Consider the following 23,000-nt stretch of genomic DNA (forward strand, 5'->3'; position numbering starts at 1 on the left):
GAACGAACCGCTCGCGGTCGAACGCGGCCCGCGGCTACACCATGTCGGAGCCGCCGGTGTAGGAGTAGTGCGCCGTGAGGTCCATCGTCGACAGCATACCGACGACGTCCCCCTCCTCGTCGGTCACGGGGAGGTGGTGAATCCCGTGGCGCATCATCTTGGCGGCGGCTTCGCGAAGCGACTGCTGTGTTCCGACGGTCACCACTTCCTCCGTCATGTACTCCGCGACCCTCGCGTCGTCCCCCGACCGCGCGGCGACGAAGTCGGCGAGGTCGGTGGTCGTGAACATCCCCGTCGGCCGGTCGTCCCCGTCGACGACGACGAGCGACCCGACCTCCTCCTCCAGCAGGGCCGCAGCGGCGTCCGCGACGAGGGCGTCCTCGGGGACGGTCAGCACGCCGACGGTCATCAACTGCGTGATTGGAGTGCTACGCTGTTCCATACCCCGATACACACGCGTGGATTGTTAACGGTTGTTGCCGGCGGCTCCCGTCGGTCCGAGCGCGGCCGTCGGTCGGCGGCGCTGGCGCCTCGACGGACGCCGACTCGACGGCGGAGAACCCCTCGGCGCGAATAAACTGCGGACTGGGGGCTCCGTGTTCTCCCTCATTTTATATTCCGAACCGCCGTAGGGCGCGGATATGGACTGGCGGGAGGCGGAAGCCGACTTCGAGAGCCTGGTGCTCGGACGGGACACCATCCCCCGAGCGTTCGAGGCCAGCGCCGAGCGGAACGCGAACCGCATCGCCCAGCGCTACAAAGGGGGCATCTACGACCGGTCGCTCGTCGCGGGCGGCATACTCGACGCCGCGCCGGACGGCGACTACGCCGACGTGGGGTACACGCGGATGCGCGACCTCGTCCGCAACCTCGCGGCCGGCTTTCGCGAGTTGGGCGTCGTCGCCGACGACCGCGTCGGCCTGCTCTCTCACACCCGGATGGAGTGGGCGCTGTGTGACTTCGCCCTTCTCGCGGCGGGCGGGGTCGTCACCACCGTGTACACCTCCTCCTCCGAGCGTCAGGTGAGCTACCTCCTCTCGGACCCCGACGCCGACGGCGTCGTCGTCGAGACCGGCGAGGACCTGAAGCGCGTGCTCGCCGTCGAGGACGACCTCGACCTCGAGTTCGTCGTCGTGATGGACGAGGTCGCGGACGGCTCCGGCGCCGCGGGCGTCGTCCGCGACCGCGACGACGTCTACTCGCTCGCGGAGGTCCACGACCTCGGCGCGGCGGCGTTCGACGAGACCGCCTACTGGGACTGGCTCAACGCCCGCGACCCCGACGACCTCGCGAGCCTCATCTACACCTCCGGAACGACCGGTCAGCCGAAAGGCGTGCGCCTCAGCCACGCGAACTTCAAGGCGAACGTCGACCAGTGTTACCGACGCTTCGGCCCCCGACCGGACAAGGGCGACACGCCCGTCATCGGCCCGCGCTCGGTCACCCTCTCCTTCCTCCCGCTCGCACACGTGTTCGAACGTCTGGCGGGCCACTTCCTCATGTACGCGGCCGGGGCCACCGTCGCCTACGCCGAGAGCCCGGACACGCTCCGCGAGGACTTCTCGCTCGTGCGCCCCACCGTCGGGACGAGCGTCCCCCGCGTCTACGAGAAACTGTACGACGCCATCCGTGGGCAGGCGGCCGACTCCGCCGTGAGCGAGCGAATCTTCGGGTGGGCGACCGGCGTCGGCCGGGAGTACCACGAGGCCGACGACCCCGGGGCGCTCCTCTCCGCCAAGCACCGCGTGGCCGACCGCCTCGTCTTCTCGAAGGTCCGGGACGCACTCGGCGGGCGAATCGACTTCCTCATCAGCGGCGGCGGGAGCCTCTCGCCGGAGTTGTGTGCGCTGTATCACGGGATGGGCCTCCCCATCCTCGAGGGGTACGGCCTCACGGAGACCAGCCCCGTCGTCGCCGCGAACCCGCCCGAGCGCCCGCAGGTCGGCACCATCGGCCCGCCGGTCCACGACCAGGAGGTCGACCTCGACACTTCGGTCGGCGCCGCCGGCGGGTCGCAGTTCGGCGGCGACGTGGGCGAACTGCTCGTGCGCGGCCCCAACGTCTCCGAGGGGTACTGGAACCGCCCCGAGGAGACGGAGGCGTCGTTCGTCGACGCCGCGGACGGGGCGAGCGGAGGCACGGCCGGGGCGTCGGACGGCACGTGGTTCCGCACCGGCGACGTGGTCGAACTCCGCCCCGACGGCTACATCGCCTTCCGCGAGCGGGCGAAGCAGATTATGGTGTTGTCGACGGGGAAGAACGTCCCCCCGGGTCCCATCGAGGACGCGTTCGCGTCGAGTCCGCTCGTCGAGCAGGCGATGGTGCTCGGCGACGGCCAGAAGTTCGTCAGCGCGCTCATCGTCCCCAACTTCGAGGGGGTCCGCGAGTGGGCCGCCCGCGAGGGGTACGACCTCCCCGAGAGCATCGACGCGGTCTGCCGGGACGAGCGCGTCCGCGAGCGCATCGACGACGAGGTCGAGCGCGTGAACGAGAACTTCGAGTCCTACGAGCGCATCAAGCGCTTCCGACTCGTCCCCGAGGAGTTCACCGAGGACAACGACCTGCTGACGCCGACGATGAAGAAGAAACGCCGGAACATCCTCGACCGCTACGCCGACGACGTGAACATGCTGTACGACGGCGAACGCGAGGAGTCGACGGCAGCGACACGGCGCTAGTCGGTCCCCAAGGAGGTCCCCGGCGGGGCCGCGACGCGGCCCTGGTCAGGCCGACCTGCCCCGGACGGGTGGACCCGCACCCGACCGGCAGCGACCTCGAAGCGACGACCCAACGCCGGAGCCGCCGACGCCGCGTCCGGTTCTGTCCCGTCGAGGAGCGTGGGCAGCGCCTCCAGGCTCTCGACCTCGTAGGTCGGCTCGACCGGGAGGTCGTAGTCGGCGCGGTGTGACCGACGGACGAACGCGGAGTCGACGCCGGCGCGCTCGGCGGCGAGCACGTCCACGTCGCTGTCGCCGACGTACAGCGCCTCGCTCGGGTCGACGTCGAGGGTGGCGAGCGCCGCCGTGAGGTTGTGCGGCGAGGGCTTCCGCTCGCGCACTCCGTCCGGCGAGAAGTCGGCCCCACGAACGACTTCGAAGCGGTCCGCGAGCGTCGACTGGCGGAGCGCGACCGAGACGACCCGCCGATGGTTGTTGGTGACGACTCCGAGAGCGAGCCCTCGCCGCGCGAGGGTGTGAAGGGCGCCGGCGTCGTCGTACAGCGAACGGACTCCCCGGTCGAACGCCCCACACTGCGTGCGCACCACCTCACGGACCGTCCGTCGACAGAACGTCCGGAGGTCGACCCCGTTGCGTCGACATCTCGGCTCGAACACGTCGACATTACCGGCCAACAGCGCCCGGACGTCCGCTGCGGACGGGTCCGGGAGGTCGAACGCCGCGAACGCGCGAGCGACCGCCGCGGCGAGTCGCTGTCGGTCCGGACGTTCGACCAGCACCCCGTCGCTGTCGAACAGCACTGCCCGGTACTGGTTGGTAGCTACGCTCCCCCCACATCGAATCGTGTTGTTCCCCCCCATCTGCGTCGAGAAGACAATCATACCCATTGATGAATCTGTCCATCACCCAGGTCGCGAAGTCGACCGAGCGGCGCAGCCGGCCGGACACCGATATCCGAACAATCGGCCACTGTTTCTGCCGAAACGGCTCCCGGATGACGAACCTTATCAGCGGCCCCGACGAAGTTTGGAAGCGATGGAGGTGTCTCGGTGGCCGCGTCGGCGTCCTCGCTGATCGCACTCGTCGCGCTGGTGATCGGCGTCGGCGTCGTGGCGCAGGTGCTGGCGGACCGGTTCCAGGTGCCGAGTGTCATCTTCCTCATCGCGGCCGGCATCCTGCTCGGCCCCGAGGTCGCCGGGATACTCGGCCCGGACTCCTTCGGCGACGCGCTCCCCGCCATCGTGGGGCTGTCGGTCGCCATCATCGTCTTCGAGGGGGCGTTCCACCTCCACGTCGACAAACTCCGGTCGGCGCCGTCGGCGACGCTGAAGCTCGTCACCGTCGGGGCCGTCATCTCGCTGGTCGGGACCGCCCTCGCCGTCCACTACATCCTCGGCGGCGCGTGGTTCGTCTCGTTCCTCATCGGGGCGCTGCTGGTGGCGACGGGGCCGACGGTCATCGCCCCCATCCTCGAGGTCGTCCCCGCCCGCGACCGGGTGGAGGCCGCCCTCGAGACGGAGGGTATCGTCAACGACGTGACCGCCGCCATCCTCGCGGTCGTCATCTTCGAGGCCGTCGTCAACGAAGTCACCTCGCCGGGCGCCTTCGCCGCGCTGTTCGTCGAGAAACTCGGCATCGGCGTGCTCGTCGGCGGCGTCGTCGCCGCCGTCGTCTACTGGTCGCTCCGGTACGTCGACCTCTCGCCGGGGAACGCCCCGCAGAACGCTCGCCTGCTCGTGCTGGCGGGTGCGCTCGTGGCCTACGCGGGCGCGGAGACGTTTGCGACCGAGTCCGGCATCGCCGCCGCGGCGACCGCCGGGATGCTGCTCGGCAACGCCGACGTGCCCTACGAGGAGGACATCACCGACTTCAAGGGTGACATCACGCTGCTCGTGCTCTCGTTCGTGTTCATCGCCCTCGCGGCGCTGCTTCGGTTCGACTACCTGCTCGAAATCGGTGCCCGTGGGCTCCTCGTCGTCGGCATCGTCGCGCTCGTGCTCCGACCCCTGCTCGTCTTCGTCTCGACGTGGGGGGACCGCTTCACCCGGGGCGAGCAGTGGTTCGTCAGCCTGGTCGGCCCGCGGGGCATCATCCCGGCGTCGGTCGCGACGCTGTTCGCCTTCGAACTGCAGGCCGAGGGGTTCGGTCCGGAGGCGAACCTGCTGGTCGGCACCGTCTTCCTCGCCATCCTGCTGACCGTCGTGTTCGAGGCCGGCCTCGCGCGGCAGATCGCCGAATACCTGGACGTCATACCAATGCGTGTACTCGTCATCGGAGGCGGTAAGGTGGGCCGTGCGCTCGCCGAACGCCTCGAAGAACGCGGAGAGAACGTCGTACTGATAGAGAACGACTCGGAAATCGTCGAGAAGGCCCGCGACGCCGGGTTCACGGTCCACGTCGGCGACGGCACGAGCGTGGACGTCCTCCGGTCGGCCGGCGTCGAGAACGCCAAGATAGTCGTCGCCGCGACCGGGGACGACGACGCGAACCTCCTCGTCGCCCAGCTCGCGGCGTCGAAGTTCGACCCCGAGACCATCCTCGCCCGCGCCAACAACCCGGACAACGTGGAGGCGTTCGAGGAGCTCGGCGTCCGCACCATCTCGACGACCCTCGCTACCGCCCAGGCCATCGACAACTACATCGAACGGCCCGCGCTCGCCAACTGGATGGGCGAAATCGGCCGCACCGGCGACGTCCAGGAGACAGAGATCACCTCCGAGGACCTCGTCGGCCAGACCGTGCGCGAAATCGGTCCGCAGCTCCCCGACGGCTGTCTCATCGCGCTGGTCGCCAGGAACGGGACGACCGAGGTCCCCGACGCCGACTTCACCCTCCAGCACGGCGACCGCATCACCCTCATCGGCCGCCACGAGTCCGTGCGCGAGGCGATGGACTGGTGCCATCCGACGGCGGAGCCGTAGTCGGGGGCGAGGGTCGAGTCCGAAGCCGGTCCCCGGGGTCAAGTCCGGATGATTCGGAGTGTCGATGTCGAGACCCAGTTTCCGGCCGGCTTACACAAATTCCGTTCAGCGAACGTTGAAGTCGCTCCCCGTGAGACACCGAAACATGGTTCTCGTCGGCAGCGACGACGGCGTGTATCGCGTTCCGACGTCCGAGGTGGCCGGGACCGCCGACCCCGTTGAGGCCACGAAGACCCTCGACTCCGGCCGGGTGATGCGGCTCCGCCGCTTCGACGGCGTATCGGGTGCGTTCGCGGCGACGACGACCGGGCTCTACCGGTACGACGGCGACCGTTGGACGGGCCTCGGAGTCCCCCGCGAGCGGGTGTACGCAGTCGGGGCCGCCGCGGACGGCGACCGACTCTACGCCGGAACCAGGCCTGCACACGTCTACGTCGCCGACGTCGACGGGCGAGGGACGCCGACGGAAGCGTCCGACTGGCGCGAACTGTGGGGGTTCCAGGAGCTCCCCTCGCGCGACGAGTGGCAGCTTCCCCGCCACGACGACCTCGCGCAGGTCCGCGACCTCCACGCGGACCCCGAGACCTCGGACCGGGTCGTCGCCGGCGTGGAGGTCGGTGGGGTCCACGTGAGCGACGACGGGGGCGAGACGTGGACCGAGCGGCGCGACGGCGTCGACGACGACGTCCACGAACTCCACGTCACCGGGGCCGGGGAGTACGTCGCCGCCACCGGGTTCGGCCTCTTCCGGACGAGCGACGCCGGCCGGAACTGGACGCGACTGGACGAGGACGTTCCTCAGCGGTACTTCAGGGCGGTATTCGCCCTCGATGGGACCACCTACGCGGCCGGGGCGCTCGCACACTCGGCGACGTGGGACGACGACGACGCCGACCCGGCCCTGTTCGCCGTTCGTGACGACGCCATCGGCGTCGCTGAATCCGGCGGCGCGAGCGACGACGGCGACAGCGAGGGCGGAACACTCGAACGCCTGCCCCTCCCGCGGGACGACGAGACGGTCACCGGGATGACGGCCGTCGGCGACGACCTCCTCGTCGCGACCCACCGGGGGAGCCTGTTCGTCCGCCGGGCGGACGGGTGGGGCGACGCCGGAGCGTTCCCGGTGGACGACTCGGTCACCGGCCGCTATACGCCGCTCGTCGCGGAGTCGACGTGACCGGCCGGAGCCGTTTCGCTACTAAAACTCGCTTCAGGGAGCGCTTTTGGGGCCGTCCGCCGTGGGTTCGTCCGGACTATGCCGCCCGCTGCCGACCCCGCACGTTCGGTCGACGCCGGGGGTGACTCACGTCTCGTAACCAAGTTCTACGCCCTCCAGGCGACCCGTTCGACCGGGTTCGTCTCGCCGGTCTTCGCCCTGTTCGTCCTCCGTGACGTGACGTTCGCCGAGTTCGGCGTCCTCTCGGCCGTCCTCGGCGTCGTCGTGGTCGGCGGCGAGGTGCCGACGGGGTACGTCGGCGACCGCTACGGTCGGAAGACGAGCCTCGCGCTCTCGGTCGCGTTCACGGTCGTCTCACTGCTCGGCTTCGTCGTCGCGCAGGGGTTCGTCCCCTACCTCCTCCTCTACGTCCTCTGGGCGTTCGCGCTGACGTTCGCCTCCGGGAGCGTCGACGCGTGGCTGTACGAACTGCTCGAGGAGCGGCTCTCGGCGGACCGGTACACGACCATCCGGGGCCGTGGCGCGTCGGTGATGCGCCTGACCTCCGTCGTGACGATGGTCGGCGGCGGGGCCCTGTACGTCGTCGACCCGGTCTACCCGTTTCTCGCCGCCGCGGCGCTCAGCGCGCTCGGGTTGGTCGTCCTGTGGTCGATGCCGGAGAGCCGCGGCGGGGACACCGCCGGACGGGGAGTCGAACGGAATCGGCAGGTCGGCCCCCGGGAGGCGCTCGAGGTCGTCCGGCACGACCTCACCGCCCCGCCGCTGCGCTGGCTCGCGCTGTACGCCGGGCTCTTCTTCGCCGTCGTGAGTGCGGCCACGAGCTACGTCCAGCCGGTGGCCGAGGCGGCCGTCCGGGACGGGCTCGACGCCGCCTCGGTGGAGCTCCTGGGGACGGCGCTTCCCCTCGGTCTCCTGTTGGGACTCCTCTACGCGAGTTTCACGGCCGTCTCGGCGGTCGCGAGCTACTACGCCGGCGACGTGGAGGCCCGAGTCGGCCTGTCGCGAACGCTTCTGCTCGTCCCGCTCGCGACTGCGGGCCTGCTGGTCGCCCCGCGGTTCGTCCCGCTGCTCGCGTTCCCGATGTTCGTCGCGCTGAAGGGGTCGTGGGCGCTGTTGTTCCCGATGGTGTCCGGGCGGCTCAACGACGGGCTCGGCTCGACGGGCCGGGCGACGGCGCTCAGCGCCTTCTCGATGCTGTACCAGCTGGCGAAGGTGCCGCTGGTGCTCGCCGCGGGCGTCGTCGCCGGCGGGATGGGGCCGACGGCGGCGACCGCACTTCTGGGCGGCGTGTTCCTCGTCGGCGCAACGGTCGCGTGGGCGGTCGGCGGGCCGGTAGCCAGGCCGGCGTCCGAGACGGCGTGAGTCGGCGCGAAGAGGAGTGGGACGTCGGCCGTCGTGGCGCTCAGTCGTCCCTCCGCGTCAGCGAGGCGGCCGCGCACGAACGCGCGGCCGTCGTGGCGCTTAATCGTCCCTCCGCGCCAGCGATTCGCGGACGGAACGAGCCCGTCCGCGTCGTGGCGCTCCGGCTAGTCCAGTCCGCCGGACCACCGCGTCAGCGAGGCGGCCGCGCACGAACGCGCGGCCGTCGTGGCGCTCAGTCCGCGGCCTGCTGACCCGACCCCGACCCCGGCGCCAGTACGTAGTCGCGAGCGACCCCCACCAACTCCTTCCGATAGTCGGACTCGGTGGGGTCGGCGGCGAGGGACTTGAACCGGCAGTTGAACCGCTCGAAGTCGACGCCGGGGGCGTCGTCGGCGGCGGCGTGCGCGAGGTCGTAGAGGCGGTGGTCGTCGTCGACGAGGCCGTGACGCTCGACGAGCGCGAGCGCGAACGCGGCGTTGACCGCGGTGATGTCGGGGTCGGAGCCGGCGGTGAGGCGGGTCCAGTCGTCCGGGCGGGCGGTGGGGCGGTCGGCGACCGCGGCGGCGAGACGCGACTCGAGGAAGGCGAGCAGTTTGTCCGCCGGCGCCACCGAGAGCGTGATGTCGTCGGCGTAGATATCCTTCATGTGGTTGGCTATCTGGTAGCAGTGCGCGAGCTTGCGTCGCTCGACCGACCGGCCGGAGAACGCCAGAAACAGCGCCTCGTCGGTGGACTGCGTGTGGGAGGCGTGCGCCTCTTCGTACCGGGCCATGTGTGAGAACTCGTGGAGCGCGAGCTCCCGGGCCATGGCGCTCGTGGCGGCCTGTCGGGAGATGTTCAACACGTGTCGGTTCGGATAGTGGCCGGCCCACGTTCGCTCGTCGGGGTCCTCCCGTACTTGCACCACGACCGGGAGCGAGAGCTCGTGTTCGGTCTCGAACAGGTCCGCGGCGGAGAGGAACGGGTCGGGGGCCGCGGCACCCTGCACGTGAACGTCCATGCGTAGCAGTACCACGGGCCGGGCGGGTATCACTGTTGTGACCCTACCCCGGCAGTAATCACCGCCTTCTTCCCCAACGGGGGTGGCCCGGCGGCCGACCGGCTCTCCCCCGCGAGTGCTAGAGATTCAGTAACGTCCAATCGGCCGAAACGGGCCGCCTCTCGCCTTCACGGCGAAACACTACCCTTTTGACCCTCCTATAGAAAGAGGACTGTAATGGGCCGACGAAAGAAAATCGTCCAAGAGTGTGAACGGCTGATGGACAAGCCGGAGAACATCCGGAACATCGCCATCGCCGCACACGTCGACCACGGTAAGACGACCCTCTCGGACAACCTCCTCGCGGGCGCCGGCATGATCTCCGACGAGACGGCCGGCCAGCAGCTCGCGATGGACACCGAGGAGGACGAGCAGGAGCGTGGGATCACCATCGACGCGGCGAACGTCTCGATGACCCACGAGTGGAACGACAAGAACCACCTCATCAACCTCATCGACACCCCGGGCCACGTCGACTTCGGTGGCGACGTGACCCGAGCGATGCGCGCCGTCGACGGTGCGCTCGTGGTGGTCGACGCCGTCGAGGGCGCGATGCCTCAGACGGAGACGGTGCTTCGGCAGGCGCTCCGCGAGGGCGTCAAGCCGGCGCTGTTCATCAACAAGGTCGACCGCCTCATCAACGAGCTCCAGGAGGGGCCCGAGGAGATGCAGCGGCGCCTGCTCGACGTCATCGACGACGTCAACGAGCTCATCCGCGGCATGCTCGAGGAGGAGGACTACGACTGGTCCGTCTCCGTCGAGGACGGCACCGTCGCCTTCGGTTCCGCCCTCTACAAGTGGGGCGTCTCGATGCCGTCGATGGAGGAGACCGGTATCTCCTTCGGCGACATCATCGAGATGGAGCGCAACGACGAGCGCCAGGAGCTCCACGAGCGGACGCCGCTCTCGGACGTCGTGCTCGACATGGTCGCCGAGCACTTCCCGAACCCGCTCCAGGCACAGCCGAGCCGTGTCCCGCGCATCTGGCGCGGCGACGCCGAGTCCGACCTCGCCCACCAGATGCGAGATGTCGAGGACGAGGGCGACGTCGTCTTCATGGTCACCGACATCGGGATGGACCCCCACGCCGGCGAAATCGCCACCGGGCGCGTCTTCTCCGGCACCATCAAGAAGGGGCAGGAGCTGTTCGTCTCCGGTACGGCCGGGAAGAACCGCGTCCAGTCCGTGGGTATCTTCATGGGCGGCGAGCGCGAGGAGCTCGACCGCGGCGTCCCGGCCGGCAACATCGCGGCCGTCACCGGCCTGCGTGACGCCATCGCCGGGTCGACCGTCTCCTCCGTCGAAATGACGCCGTTCGAGTCCATCGAGCACATCTCCGAGCCCGTCATCACGAAGTCCGTCGAGGCGAAGAGCATGGACGACCTGCCGAAGCTCATCCAGACGCTCCAGCAGGTCGCAAAGGAGGACCCGACCATCCGCGTGGAGATCAACGAGGACACCGGCGAGCACCTCATCAGCGGCCAGGGTGAGCTCCACCTCGAAGTCATCACCACGCGTATCGAGAAGAACCAGGGTATCCCGGTCAAGACCGGTGAACCCATCGTCGTCTACCGCGAGGCACCCCAGGGGGCGTCCCGCGAGGTCGAGGGTGTCTCCCCGAACCGCCACAACAAGTTCTACATCAGCGTCGAGCCGCTGAGCCAGGACATCGTCGACGCCATCCAGCTCGGCGAAATCTCCAACGACATGCCCGAACTGGAGCGCCGCGAGGCGCTGCAGGAGGCCGGCATGGACAAGGACACCTCGCAGAACTTCGAGCACCTGTTCGGTACCAACATCCTCATCGACGACACGAAGGGTATCCAGCACCTCAACGAGACGATGGAGCTCGTCATCGAGGGGATGGAGGAGGCGCTCAACGACGGGCCGCTCGCCGCCGAGCCGGTGCAGGGTGCGCTGCTGCGCCTGCACGACGCCCGCCTGCACGAGGACACCATCCACCGCGGTCCGGCGCAGGTCATCCCCGCCGCCCGCGAGGCCGTCCACCGTGCGCTCATCGACTCCGAAGTCCGCCTGATGGAGCCCATCCAGGATGTCCGCATCGACGTCCCCTCGGAGTACATGGGTTCGGCGTCCGGCGAGATTCAGGGTCGACGCGGCCGCGTCGACGACATGTTCCAGGAGGGCGACCTCATGGTCATCGAGGGCATCGCGCCCGTCGAGGAGATGATCGGCTTCTCCAGCGACATCCGCTCCGCGACCGAGGGTCGCGCGTCGTGGAACACCGAGAACGCCGGCTTCCGCGTGCTGGTCGACAACCTCCAGCGCGAGAAAATCGGCGAAATCCGCGAGCGCAAGGGCATGAAGCAGGAGCTCTCGCCCGCCATCGACTACATCTAACGAGGCGAGGAATCGTCGGCCAGAGGGCTGACACCCGTGCGGTCTCTCGCTGTTCTCTCTTCGCGTTCTCACACCCCCGAGCGGCGCGTCGATGCTCGGGGGTTGAGTCGCCGTTCGAGACGAAACGTTGGGGTTCGCTCTCGATACTCTCCGGAGCCGAATGGAGCCGACGTCGCAGCCTCTTGTACCGGTCGGATGTCTCACCCACCGTACAAGCGACCCGCACTCGGGACGAGGGCGGCGAGCGCCGGGGACCGCGGCCACACTTGCGACCGACGGAGACTTATAGCAGCGTCGGCGACGTGACTGCGTATGCACAGGGGTCCGCACGCCTCGAGTCGCATCGGCACGGAGTTCGCGAGCGCACACGCCGCGCCGACAGGAACAGGCGTGCGCGCCCAGTCGACGGGTTCGGGGACCGAAACGGAGGGAGCACGATGACCGGCGTCGACGCCGGGACCGAGCCCGAGGAGATGGAGGCCGACGGGAGCGGCGACGGACCGCAGGCTCACACCGTCCGCCTCGAACTCGTCGACGAGCCGGGGGAGCTGCTGGCCGCGCTCCACCCTATCGCCGACAACGGCGGCAACCTGCTCTCCATCCTCCACGAGCGGGGGAACCTCACGCCCCGGGGCCACATCCCGGTCGAGGTGGACTTCGAGTGTCCGCCGGACCGGTTCGACACCATCGTCGAGGCGCTCCGCGACGGCGGCGTCAACGTCATCCAGGCCGGCGCGGAGCGCTACGGCGAGGAGGTGGTCGTCCTCCTGACGGGCGACCTCGTCGACGCCGACCTCTCGGACGTAGTCCGAAGCGTCGAGTCGGGGGCGCAGGCGACCGTCACCGACCTCTCGTTGTCGGCGCCGGAGGGGCCGGACGAGGCCGCGAGCGCCCGCCTCCGGCTGGGGACGCGCTCCGGCCGGACCGAGGCGACGCTGGCGACGGTCCGCGAGGTGGCCTCGGCGAAGAACCTGCACGTCGTCGAACCGCTCACGGAGGGGTCGGCGTGAGACTCGCCGTCCTCGGCGCCGGCGCGGTCGGCCGGAGCGTCCTCGACCTCGCCGACGACTACGGTCACTCCGTCACCGCGTTCGCCGACTCGGGGAGCGCCGCCGTCGACCCCGGCGGGCTCGTCCCGGACCCGGTGCTCCGGCGCAAGGAGCGCGACGACGTCGTCGGTGACGACGACCCCGAGGCCGTCTTCGACGCCGACTACGACGTACTGGTGGAGGCCACCCCGACGACGCTCGGCGACGCCGAACCCGGCTTCACGCACGTCCGACGTGCCCTCGAAGCGGACCGCCACGTCGTCCTCGCGAACAAGGGACCCGTCGCGGAACGCTACGACGACCTCCGCGCGCTCGAACGCGAGAGCGCCGGCGAGGTACGCTTCGAAGCGACCGTCGGCGGCGCCATCCCGGTTCTGTCGGCGATTCACGACTTCGGGCCCGACCACATCACCGCCGCCCGCGGCGTGCTCAACGGGACGGCGAACTTCGTCCTCTCGCGGATGGCCGCCGAAGGGCTGGACTACGAGCACGTCCTCCGCGAGGCACAGGACCTCGGCGTCGCCGAAGCCGACCCTACCTTCGACGTGGAGGGGACCGACGCCGCGCTGAAGTGTGTCATCCTCGCGAACGTGCTCAACGGCGGCGGGTTCTCGCTCGACGACGCCGAGGTGGAGGGCATCACGACGGTGCCGACCAGCGCGCTCGACCTCGCCGCCGAGGACGGCCGGACGGTGCGGCTCATCGGCGAGGCCCGTCCCGACGGCGTCCGCGTCGGCCCCCGGCTCGTCCCCCAGCACGGCACGCTCGCCGTTTCGGGCACGCAGAACATCGTCCAACTAGAGACGACCCACGCCGGTCGTCTGAACATCTCCGGTCGGGGCGCCGGCGGTCCGGAGACGGCGACGGCGGTGCTCTCTGACGTGAGTCGGCTGGAATAGACAGACCGTCCGCGGGCGCTTTCTCGTCGCGACACACCGTGCTCCGAGTCGACGACGATTCCCGACCGACCGTAGGGTGGGCCTTCGGAAGGGGCCGGCCGCTGGGCGAAGCACGACGACGGAAGCACCGCAGGAAGGAACGAGCGGAGCGAGTGACCGACGAGGAGCGCAACGAGTCGCGCGACCCGAGAGGCCGGGGGCTTTCGGGAGACACCGACTCGACGTCGACTCTCGGCCGACCCTACACCAAACACGACCGGAACACGACGCGCTTAGGAACGCCGGTCGAGAACCACCGACGATGACCAGTTCGCTCGACTTCCGTCGCCCGCCGGGCGCCGACGACGAGACGCCCGTCCAGTACGTGTGGTCCGACCTCGACTGCTACGGCTGTGGTCCCGCGAACCCCGACGGGTTCGGCTTGGAGAGCTACCGCGTCGACGACGCGCTCGTGGCGGAGCTGGACCCTGCACCGACCCACACCTCGGGGGGACCGAACGCGATGTACGGCGGCCTGCTCGCGGCACTCGTCGACTGTCAGTCGATATGGACCGCGATGGTCGCCGCCGCGGAGCGCGAGGAGCGGCCCCTGGAAACCGTGGCCGAGCATCCCTGCGTCACCGGTGACCTCCACCTCAGCTATCGGGCGCCGACGCCGCTCGACCGCCCGATTCGGGTCGTCTCCGAGGTCGACGGCGAGGTCGGCGACCGGACCGAGGTCGCGACGGCGGTGTTCGCGGTCGACGAGCTGGGCGGTGCGGAGTCGGAACCGACCGTCACCGCCGAGGTCGCCGCGTTCCGTGTACCGCCGGAGCGCTTCGGCGAGCGTCACGGGTAGTCCACCGTCCGACCGGAGACAACTGACAGTATACGAATAGAAGCGAGTTTCTGCGGAGGCTTATGCGGCCGCCGGACCGTGAGTGAGGTATGAACTCGGAGCCGACCCCGCCGGCGGGGTGGCCGACACCCGACCGCGAGGGGCAGGTCGAGGTGCTGCTCCTCGGGACGTACCACATGGACAACCCCGGGCTCGACGAGGTGAACGTCGACGCCGACGACGTACTCGCCGAGGCCCGGCAGGCGGAGCTTCGGGACCTCGTCGACCGACTCGCCGAGTGGGAGCCGGACCGCATCGCCGTCGAACGCCCGTACGACCGGGACGACGAGCTCAACGACCGGTACGAGGAGTACCGGTCGGGCGAGCGCGCGTACGACCGCGAGGAGGCGTTCCCCTCGCCAGACGGCGAGCGTGACGGGCCGGCCACCGAGTGCCGGAGCGAGGTCGTGCAGGTCGGCTTCCGGCTCGCGGACCGCCTCGGCCACGACCGGGTCGCCGCCGTCGACGAACACCCCGAGAAGTCGCGGTACGAGCCGGACCCGTTCGCGGGGCGCGGCGTCGACTCAGCGCGAAAGACCGACGTGCCGCTCGCGGACCCCGAGGAGATGGGTCGGACGGCCGACGAGCGCCTCGCCTCGTCGACGCTCGTCGAGTACCACCGCTGGCTCAATCGGGGAGAACTCGGCCGCGACAACCACGACCTGATGTTCGACAGCGGGGTTCGGGCGGCCGTCGAGGAGCCGTTCGGGAGCCCCACCGCGCTCGCGTACTGGTACGACCGCAACGTCCGGATAGTCCACCACGTCTGGCGGACGATGGACGCCGACGACGACCGAGTCCTCGTCGTCGTGGGCAACGGCCACGTTCGAGCCCTCCGGCACCTGTTCACGGAGGCGCCGATGTTCCACCCCGTGAGCCCCCTGCCGCTGCTCGAAAGCGAAGGGGAGTAGCGGCGGACTACAACTTCTCCGGAATCCAGCCGCCGTCGACCTCGACGTTCTCGCCGCTGATGTACTCGCTCCCCTCGTCGAGGAAGAACAGCATGGCCTGCTGCATGTCTTCGAACTGCGCCGGTCGGCCGCGGGGGAGGTCGTCCGGGAACTCGTCGGAGTTCTCGACGACGTAGGGTGAGACGGCGTTGACCGTAATGCCCTCGTCCTGGGTGTCGGCGGCGAGCATCCGGGTGAACATCAGGACGCCCGTCTTGGCGACGAAGTAGGGGAAGTTCTTCGCGTTCGCGAGGGCCTTCTCGCTGCCCGCGTAGCCGACGTTGACGATACGACCCCACCCCTCCTCGCGCATCCCGGGGAGCGCACGCTTCGCACAGAAGGCGGTGCCGTTGAAGTTGGTCTTCAGTACGCGCATCCAGGTGTCGTGGTCGATGTCCTCCCAGTGGGAGGGTGCGAAGTCGCCGACGTTGTTGACGAGCACGTCGACGGTCCCCAGTTCCGACTCCACCTGCGAGAACAGGTCGTCCACGGAGTCGGGGTCGGTGACGTCCCCCTGGACCGTCGTCGCCTCGACGCCGCGGTCGCGGGCCTCCTCGGCCGCCGCCGCGGCCTCGTCCTCGCTCGAGTGGTAGTGGACCGCCACGTCGGCGCCGGCGTCGGCGACGGCGAGTGCGAGCGCGCGGCCGATGCCCTTCGCGCTGCCGGTGACGAGTGCGGTGCGTCCGGAGAGGTCCGGGTCGAGCATGGTCGAGACTGAGGAGCGGGTGGACATAGCCGTCGTGGCCGTGTCGGCGACTCCGAACCCGGCCCCGTCTCCGCCCCCGGCCCCGCCGACCGCCCGAACGGGCGGAACGGTAAAGTCGTGTGCCATGAGAACAATGAACAGGTCGTACACCAATGGGACTCGAAACCGTTCTCGTCGCCGTCGACGCGACCGACGCGGGCCGCGTGGACCGACTCATCGAAGAGGCCATCGACGTCGCCGAACCCAGCGGCGCCACCGTCGTGTTGGCACACGTGTTCAGCGAGGAAGAGTACGCGGAGAACCGCGAGCGCCTCGACTTCGCCCGGGACAGCGAGGTGACCCCGGACGTGGTCGCTCGTCGCCACACGGCGCTCCGGGAAATCGCGAAGGCGTTCGAGGAGGCGGACCTCGACTACGAGGTCCGGGGCACGGTCAGTGAGAAACGCGGCGAGGCCATCGTCGAGATGGCGGACGAGGTCGGCGCCGACCGCGTCCTCGTCGGCGGCCGCAAGCGCTCGCCGGCCGGGAAAGCCGTCTTCGGCAGCACGGCACAGGAGGTGTTGCTCTCCTCGCCCTGTCCGGTGACGTTCGTCCGCGAGGACACCGAGTGAGACACGGGTGCCCCAGAGAGTCCGTCTCGAACCCGTCTCCTTCACCCATCCACCTTCTCCGTAACCAGTGGCAACACGACACCGCCGTGTGTGAGGAACCGGCAATCCGTGAGGAATCGTGATTTGTTATTCAGAATCGAGTAAATTCTCGCGACAGATTTAAGACGACGGGGCGGCAAGCAGGAAGTACAATGAGCACGACAGCCCAGAAGCAGCGGACGACCGGTCTCGAAACTGTCCTCGTCGCCGTCGGCGCGAGCGACGAGAACCGCGTGGACCGCATCGTCGAGGAAGCGATCGACGTGGCCGGCCCGGCCGACGCGACGGTCGTTCTGGCGCACGTCTTCAGCGAGGAGGAGTACGCGGAGAACCGCGAGCGACTCGACTTCAGCCGGGACAGCGAGGCGACGCCCGACGTGGTCGCCCGCCGGCACTCGACCCTGCGCGAACTCGCGAAGCAACTGGAGGATGCGGGCGTCGAGTACGAGGTCCGCGGCATCGTCGGCGACAGGGGGAAGGCCATCGTCGACCTCGCCGGCGAGACCGAGGCCGACCGCGTCCTCGTCGGCGGCCGCAAGCGCTCGCCGACCGGGAAGGCCGTCTTCGGCAGCACGGCACAGGAGGTCATCCTCTCCTCGCCGTGTCCCGTGACGTTCGTCCGCGCCGACACCGAATAGGCACGTAACCGACTGACCAACCCATCTGCGCTCTGCGGGCTGTGGCCCACTCCGCTCTCGTCGGCTCTTCCCGCCTTCCTCGGCTCTCCCCGTCTTCGTCGGCCCTCTCCGGTTCTGTCGATGTCGCCCCGCTTCGGCGCTGTCCTCCCGTCGGTTTCTCACACCGTATTCCCCCGTCGTCCCCTGTCACACTTCCGCGAGCGTTATCGTGCGTCGTCGCTTCGAGGGGAGACGAGAGACCGTCACGATGTCATCCGACCACGACGTCTACCCGATGCCGCTGTTCCCCCGACTGACCGTCGCCGACGTCGAGCGCTCCACGGACTGGTACGAGGCGCTCGGCTTCGCGGTCGTGTTCTCGATGCCGGGGGTGGTTCACCTCCGTTACCGGAAGTACGCCGACGTGATGCTCGTCCGGGAGGACGGGCCGGCCACCGACCCACGCGGGACCGGCGTCGAGGTGTATCTCACGCTCGAAGACGAGTCCGTAGAGGACGTCGCCGCCCGTGCCGGGGCAGTCGGTGACGATGCGGAGCCGCCGACACCGACGGAGACCGCGTGGAACACCCGCGAACTCTCCGTCCGCGACCCGGACGGGTACGAACTCGTCTTCTCGGCGGTCGTCGACGCCGAACGGCCCTTCGAGGACGTGATGGGCGGCCCGGCGGACCGGTCGTAGTCGGCGACCCGGTCGAATCGCCGCCCGACCCATCCCGTCCCGCGCCGCCTCGTCCTGCCTCCCCCGTCCCGCTAACCGTTACCGACCTCCGGGAACCGGAGTAACGTACATCTCCTCGCCCGACGTGTCGACACTCGTGCGACACGAAATCGACCACCGACCCTCCTTCGCCCTCCTGACCGTCCACCTCGACGCCGACGAGCGCGTCCGCGCCGAGGCCGGCGCCATGGTGAGCTACACCGGCGGCGTCGACGTGGAGACGGCCGCGAGCGGCGGCATCCTCGGCTCGCTCAAACGGAGCGTGCTCGGCGGGGAGTCGTTCTTCCAGAACACGTTCGTCGCCCGCGAGGCCGGCCACGTCACGCTCGCGCCGGCGCTCCCGGGTGACGTAGTGCGTCACGACCTCGAGGACGAGACCCTGCTCGTCCAGTCCGGGTCGTACCTCGCCTCGGGCGACGGCGTCGACCTCGACACGAAGTTCGGCGGGGGCCGGACGTTCTTCGGTGGAGAAGGGTTCTTCCTGCTGGAGATGACCGGGACGGGGCCGGCCTTTCTCTCCAGTTACGGCGCCATCCAGGAGGTGGACCTCGCCGACGGCGAGCGCTACACCGTCGACACCGGCCACGTCGTCGCCTTCGAGGGGAGCGCGTCGTTCGACGTGCGGCGCGTCGGCGGCCTGCGCTCGACGCTGTTCTCCGGCGAGGGGCTGGTGTGTGAGTTCACCGGTCCCGGGCGGGTGTGGCTCCAGTCGCGCTCCCCCGACGCGTTCCTCGCGTGGCTGATACCGAAACTGCCACAGCCCGCCCCGAGCGCTGGTGGCCAGTGACACGGTAGGGCGCCGAACATAGCCGTTCCGGCCCGTCACGGAACGCGAGAGGAGTGTAGTTAAGTGCCGTCCGGGCGGGTGTCTCTGTAATGGCCTACTACGTGGGCATCGACCTCGGGGCGACCAACCTCCGTGCGGCCGTCGCGAACGGGAACGCCGAAATCCTCGCGAAGAGCACGACGGGGACCCCCCGCGGGCCGACGGGCATCGCGGTCACCGAGGCGGTGCTGTCGTGCGTCCGGGAGGCGTGTGAGGAGGCCGGCGTCGACCCCGAGGATGCGGTCGCCGCGGGCATCGCCTCCATCGGGCCGCTCGACCTCGCCGAGGGTGCCGTGGAGAACCCGGCGAACCTGCCGGACACCATCGACCGCATCCCGCTTACGGGTCCGGTGTCGAAGCTCCTCGACACCGACGAAGTGTACCTGCACAACGACACCGTCGCCGGCTGTATCGGCGAACGCTTCCACAGCGACCGCAACCCCGACGACATGGTGTACCTCACCATCTCCTCGGGTGTCGGCGCCGGCGTCTGCGTCGACGGGAACGTCCTCGAAGGGTGGGACGGCAACGCCGGCGAGGTCGGCCACATGACCATCGACCCGCACGGCCAGCGCACCTGTGGCTGTGGCCTCGACGGCCACTGGGAGGCGTACTGCTCGGGTAACAACATCCCCGAGTACGCGAAGGACCTCCACGCCGAGGACCCGGTCGACACCGTCCTCGACGTGGAGGACCCCGACTTCTCTGCCGTCGACGTGTTCGAACACGCCGGCGACGACGAGTTCGCCGACTTCGTCGTCGACCAGGTGGCCCACTGGAACGCGATGGGTGTCGCGAACGTCATCCACGCCTACGCGCCGCTCATCGTCTTCGTCGGCGGCGCCGTCGCGCTCAACAACCCCGAACTCACCCTCGACCCCGTCCGCGAGAAGCTGGAGGAGATGGTGTTCATCAACGTCCCCGAGATTCAGCTGACGACGCTCGGCGACGAAGTCGTCATCGAGGGGGCCGTGGCGAGCGCATTGACCGGTGGCACCGGTGACAGGAGCCGGCTGTAGAAAGAATCGCGCCCGGCGGCGACGACCCGCTCAGGACAGCGAGTCGTAGTCGTAGTTATCGGCCATCTCCGCGAGGCGGTCGAGACTCTCCTCGTCCTCCTCGAGGTTCGACCGGAGCAGGTCGGCGGCCTCGTCCTTCCCCTGTTGCTCAGCGAGTGCAACGAGGCTCTCGTAGGCCGACTGCTCGTAACGCTCGGTCTTCATCAGCGTCACGAGGTTGTAGTAGTCCATGATGGGACCCGGCTCGTTCTCCTCGGCGAACTCTTCCCACTCCGCAAGCAGCCCCTCGATACCCTCACACTCCTCCGTCTGGGGCGCCTCGCCCATCGTCTCGAAGACGTCGACGAGCCGCTCGATGTGCGTCCCGGTCTCCTCGATGTGGGACTCGACGAACTCCTTCAGCTCCTCGTCTTCGACTTGCTCGGCGATTCGCTCGTAGGACTCCGTGAGCTCGTGCTCGGCGAAGTAGATGTCTTCCAGTTCGTGCTCGAACAGGTCCTCGATGGTCTGGGCCGACATTGCATCAATGGTTCAGGAGGCTGCCAGGAATACCGTTGTGGCCGCTCTGGAGCTATCGGCGAGACGTTTCCGAGGGCTAACCAGTACCACTCCGTACTGCAACTCGTTTCACGGAATCGAACCGATACGCCAAGTACTGGTCGGCAATTAAGTTTATTCGGGTACTCCACAGTTCTCCATCCGCATGCGACGTGCACTCGTCCCCCTCGTCGCCGTCTTCCTCGTGACGGCCGGGTTCGCCCCGGTCGTCGGGACGGCGCTCGCGGGGACCCCAACCCCAGCATCCCCAGTGACGACTCCGACCGCGATTTCACCCGACGCCTCACTGCAGGTCGACGGCGCGGCCGCGAACGACACGAATTCGACGACGAACGCGACCGACGAACCGAACGCGAGCGGTCCGACGACGGTGACGCTGCTCACGTACAACGACGTCCAGACCGCCGCCGCCGAGGACGGCAACTTCTCGCGGCTCGTGACGCTCATCGAGGAGCGACGCCAGGCCCACGAGAACCCGACCGTCGTGGCCGGCGCGGGCGACCAGATCGGTCCGCACGCGCTCTCCCCGGTGAGCCAGTGGCGCGCCCCCGTCGCCGTGCTCAACGAGGTCGACCCCGACGCCGACGTCGTCGGCAACCACGAGTTCGACTACGGCTACGACGAGATAGACAACGTCACCGAGGCCTCCGAGTTCCCGTGGCTCGCGACGAACGTCGTCAACAACTCTACCGGCGAGACGTTCGACGGCACGGAGAACTTCACCATCGTCGAGCGTGACGGCGTCCGCGTCGGCTTCATCGGCCTCGTCGACCGCGGCGCGACCTACGGGAAGACGAACATCGACTTCGCGGCGAAGGGCGTGACGGTCCGAAACGTCTCCGAGGCCGGCCCCGAGGCCGCGAGCTACCTGAAGAACCAGAAGAACGTCGACGTCGTCGTCGCGCTCGCCCACACCGGCGTCCCCGACGCGAAGGAGGTCGCACGCGCCGACGACGGCGACATCGACGTCATCGCCGTCGGCGACGACGAGGTCTACTACCCGCCGAACGAGACCTCCGGTACCGTCATCACCGAGGGCGTCGCCCGCGCGCAGTACCTCGGCGAACTCAACCTCACCGTCGAGGACGGCGAGGTGACGGCCTGGAACGGCCGACTCGTCGAGGTGACGAACGAGACGCCGAAGAACGAGACGGCCTCGCGCATCATCAACGAGTACCGCGCCGAGGCGAACCTCGATACGGTGGTCGCCGAGACCGAGACGCCGCTGAACGCGACGTTCGCGGCCAACTACCACCGCGAGACGAACTACGGCAACCTCGTGACGGACGCGATGCGCGCCGAGGCGGACGCCGACGTGGCCATCACGAACGCCGGCGGCATCCGCTCCGACTCGGTGTACGGCCCCGGCAACATCACCGGCGGGGACGTGTTCAACACCCTGCCGTTCTCGAACACGCTCGTTACGGTCGAACTGACCGGCGCCGAACTGGAGGAGACCCTGGAGAGCCAGGTCATCACCCTCGACAGCGACACCGGCCAGGAGTTCGGCGCCGAAATCAGCCAGCAGACCAGCGGCGTCCGCTTCGAGTGGAACGAGTCGAGCGGCGAGGTGACGGACGTGTCCGTCAACCGCGCCGGCCCGACGGAGGACCCCGCGTGGGAGCCCCTCGACGCGAACGAGACGTACGCCGTCGCCGTCAACAACTACATGGCCGACGGCGGGAGCGGCTACCCGCTGGAGAACGCGACGCGCCTGAACGAGACCGACCAGCTGCTCGCGACGACCGTCATCGACTACCTGCAGACGCAGGGGACGGTGTCGCCCGAGGTCGAGGGACGTATGCTCCGCGTCTCGGCGGCCGCGCCCGCCGAGGACCCCTCGGTGGACCTCGACGGTGAGGGGACGGTCGTCCTGCGGATGGACGCCCCCGCCGACCTCGACTCGGTGCGCGAGGGGAGCGTCTACGCGGTCCCGCAGTCGCCCGACGCGGAGCCGGTCTTCGCCGACGGCGTGAGCTACGACGCCGAGACGGGCGAGCTGGTCGTCCGATTCGACGACGCGGCGCTGACCGGCCTCACGGACGGAGCGGACGGAAGCGTGACCGAACTCGACGTGTTCGGCGCCTACGAGACGGCCGACTCCGCCGACCGACCGTACTGGAAGTACTCGACGTTCACCGCCGACCTGACCGCGACCGTCGCCGACGACGCGGGTGAGGACGGCACCGAAGCGTCCGGTGATGGCGACGCCGAAGCACCCGGTGAGGACGGCGAGGGCGAGGACGGCGATTCCGACGGCGACGGGCCGGCCGAACCGGCCGACAGCGACCACGACGGTCTCACCGACGGCCGCGAACGGGCACTCGGAACCGACCCGGAGGACCCGGACACCGACGGCGACAAGCTCTCCGACGCGAAGGAGGTGCAGGTGTACGACACCGACCCACTGGTGGCCGACACCGACGGTGACGGCGTCACCGACTGTCGCGAGGTGAACGTCTACGGGACGGACCCGACCGACGCCGACGACGTGCCGGCGGAGGCGTAGTCGGCGACGGTCCTCAGCGGGGCGTAGTTGGACACGGTGCCCGACCGCCCACCCGTCGCGGAC

Annotated in this window: 20 protein-coding genes; 15 read left to right on the plus strand and 5 right to left on the minus strand. The window is 69.2% G+C overall.

Annotated elements, in window-relative coordinates; all coding sequences use genetic code 11:
• Positions 1-34: 34 nt before the first annotated feature.
• Positions 35-442 (minus strand): CBS domain-containing protein, encoded by a 408-nt coding sequence (locus N5095_RS16665; RefSeq protein WP_267624238.1) that lies wholly within the window; start codon positions 440-442, stop codon positions 35-37.
• A 199-nt stretch (positions 443-641) separates the two neighbouring features.
• Between N5095_RS16665 and N5095_RS16670 the strand changes: the two genes are divergently transcribed.
• A complete protein-coding gene (locus tag N5095_RS16670) occupies positions 642-2,678 on the plus strand; it encodes an AMP-dependent synthetase/ligase (RefSeq protein WP_267624240.1) in 2,037 nt (678 codons plus the stop codon).
• Here N5095_RS16670 and N5095_RS16675 read toward each other — a convergent pair.
• A complete protein-coding gene (locus N5095_RS16675; RefSeq protein WP_267624242.1) occupies positions 2,675-3,538 on the minus strand; it encodes an HAD family hydrolase in 864 nt (287 codons plus the stop codon). The genes N5095_RS16670 and N5095_RS16675 overlap by 4 nt on opposite strands.
• Positions 3,539-3,727: 189 nt before the next feature.
• On the opposite strand from N5095_RS16675, the gene N5095_RS16680 reads away from it, so the two are divergent.
• The 3 genes from N5095_RS16680 (at position 3,728) to N5095_RS16690 (ending at position 8,138) form a co-directional block, all read left to right on the plus strand.
• The gene (locus N5095_RS16680; RefSeq protein WP_267624244.1) at positions 3,728-5,599 is read left to right on the plus strand and encodes a cation:proton antiporter domain-containing protein; all 1,872 of its coding nucleotides are present in this window, start codon (positions 3,728-3,730) and stop codon (positions 5,597-5,599) included.
• 145 nt (positions 5,600-5,744) lie between these two features.
• Entirely contained in the window at positions 5,745-6,776 is a 1,032-nt protein-coding gene (locus N5095_RS16685) for a sialidase family protein (RefSeq protein WP_267624246.1), read from the plus strand.
• A gap of 78 nt (positions 6,777-6,854) precedes the next feature.
• On the plus strand, positions 6,855-8,138 hold the full coding sequence (locus tag N5095_RS16690) for an MFS transporter (protein ID WP_267624248.1): 1,284 nt from the start codon (positions 6,855-6,857) through the stop codon (positions 8,136-8,138).
• Between the two features lie 232 nt (positions 8,139-8,370).
• On the opposite strand, the gene N5095_RS16695 is transcribed toward N5095_RS16690, so the two are convergent.
• Positions 8,371-9,138, minus strand: a complete 768-nt coding sequence (locus N5095_RS16695; RefSeq protein WP_267624250.1) for a DUF5781 family protein — start codon at positions 9,136-9,138, stop codon at positions 8,371-8,373.
• 216 nt (positions 9,139-9,354) lie between these two features.
• On the opposite strand from N5095_RS16695, the gene N5095_RS16700 reads away from it, so the two are divergent.
• From N5095_RS16700 to N5095_RS16720, 5 genes are all read left to right on the plus strand, one after another.
• Entirely contained in the window at positions 9,355-11,538 is a 2,184-nt protein-coding gene (locus N5095_RS16700) for an elongation factor EF-2 (RefSeq protein WP_267624252.1), read from the plus strand.
• A 437-nt stretch (positions 11,539-11,975) separates the two neighbouring features.
• Positions 11,976-12,548, plus strand: coding sequence for an amino acid-binding protein (locus tag N5095_RS16705; RefSeq protein WP_267624254.1), 573 nt, complete (start codon positions 11,976-11,978; stop codon positions 12,546-12,548).
• Positions 12,545-13,486 (plus strand): homoserine dehydrogenase, encoded by a 942-nt coding sequence (locus N5095_RS16710; protein WP_267624256.1) that lies wholly within the window; start codon positions 12,545-12,547, stop codon positions 13,484-13,486. The genes N5095_RS16705 and N5095_RS16710 overlap by 4 nt, the downstream gene beginning before the upstream one ends.
• 301 nt (positions 13,487-13,787) lie before the next feature.
• Positions 13,788-14,324 carry a PaaI family thioesterase gene (locus tag N5095_RS16715; protein ID WP_267624258.1) on the plus strand — a complete coding sequence of 179 codons (537 nt, stop codon included), beginning with the start codon at positions 13,788-13,790 and terminating at the stop codon, positions 14,322-14,324.
• Between the two features lie 89 nt (positions 14,325-14,413).
• On the plus strand, positions 14,414-15,274 hold the full coding sequence (locus tag N5095_RS16720) for a DUF5694 domain-containing protein (protein WP_267624260.1): 861 nt from the start codon (positions 14,414-14,416) through the stop codon (positions 15,272-15,274).
• Positions 15,275-15,281: 7 nt separating this feature from the next.
• On the opposite strand, the gene N5095_RS16725 is transcribed toward N5095_RS16720, so the two are convergent.
• Positions 15,282-16,019, minus strand: a complete 738-nt coding sequence (locus N5095_RS16725) for an SDR family NAD(P)-dependent oxidoreductase (protein ID WP_267624262.1) — start codon at positions 16,017-16,019, stop codon at positions 15,282-15,284.
• Positions 16,020-16,171: 152 nt separating this feature from the next.
• On the opposite strand from N5095_RS16725, the gene N5095_RS16730 reads away from it, so the two are divergent.
• From N5095_RS16730 to N5095_RS16750, 5 genes are all read left to right on the plus strand, one after another.
• Complete coding sequence (locus N5095_RS16730; protein ID WP_267624264.1) at positions 16,172-16,630, plus strand: universal stress protein; 459 nt, start codon at positions 16,172-16,174, stop codon at positions 16,628-16,630.
• Between the two features lie 191 nt (positions 16,631-16,821).
• A complete protein-coding gene (locus tag N5095_RS16735; RefSeq protein WP_267624266.1) occupies positions 16,822-17,307 on the plus strand; it encodes a universal stress protein in 486 nt (161 codons plus the stop codon).
• A gap of 247 nt (positions 17,308-17,554) precedes the next feature.
• Entirely contained in the window at positions 17,555-17,986 is a 432-nt protein-coding gene (locus N5095_RS16740) for a VOC family protein (RefSeq protein ID WP_267624268.1), read from the plus strand.
• A gap of 136 nt (positions 17,987-18,122) precedes the next feature.
• Positions 18,123-18,812 (plus strand): TIGR00266 family protein, encoded by a 690-nt coding sequence (locus tag N5095_RS16745; protein ID WP_267624270.1) that lies wholly within the window; start codon positions 18,123-18,125, stop codon positions 18,810-18,812.
• 89 nt (positions 18,813-18,901) lie between these two features.
• On the plus strand, positions 18,902-19,870 hold the full coding sequence (locus tag N5095_RS16750; RefSeq protein WP_267624272.1) for an ROK family protein: 969 nt from the start codon (positions 18,902-18,904) through the stop codon (positions 19,868-19,870).
• Between the two features lie 30 nt (positions 19,871-19,900).
• Here N5095_RS16750 and N5095_RS16755 read toward each other — a convergent pair whose 3' ends face one another.
• The gene (locus tag N5095_RS16755) at positions 19,901-20,389 is read right to left on the minus strand and encodes a YciE/YciF ferroxidase family protein (RefSeq protein WP_267624274.1); all 489 of its coding nucleotides are present in this window, start codon (positions 20,387-20,389) and stop codon (positions 19,901-19,903) included.
• Positions 20,390-20,573: 184 nt separating this feature from the next.
• On the opposite strand from N5095_RS16755, the gene N5095_RS16760 reads away from it, so the two are divergent.
• Positions 20,574-22,937: a bifunctional metallophosphatase/5'-nucleotidase gene (locus tag N5095_RS16760; protein WP_267624276.1), complete on the plus strand. Its 2,364-nt coding sequence runs from the start codon at positions 20,574-20,576 to the stop codon at positions 22,935-22,937.
• The last annotated feature ends 63 nt before the right edge of the window (positions 22,938-23,000 follow it).

It is taken from the genome of Halobium salinum, assembly GCF_026586625.1.
GTDB lineage: Archaea > Halobacteriota > Halobacteria > Halobacteriales > Haloferacaceae > Halobium > Halobium salinum.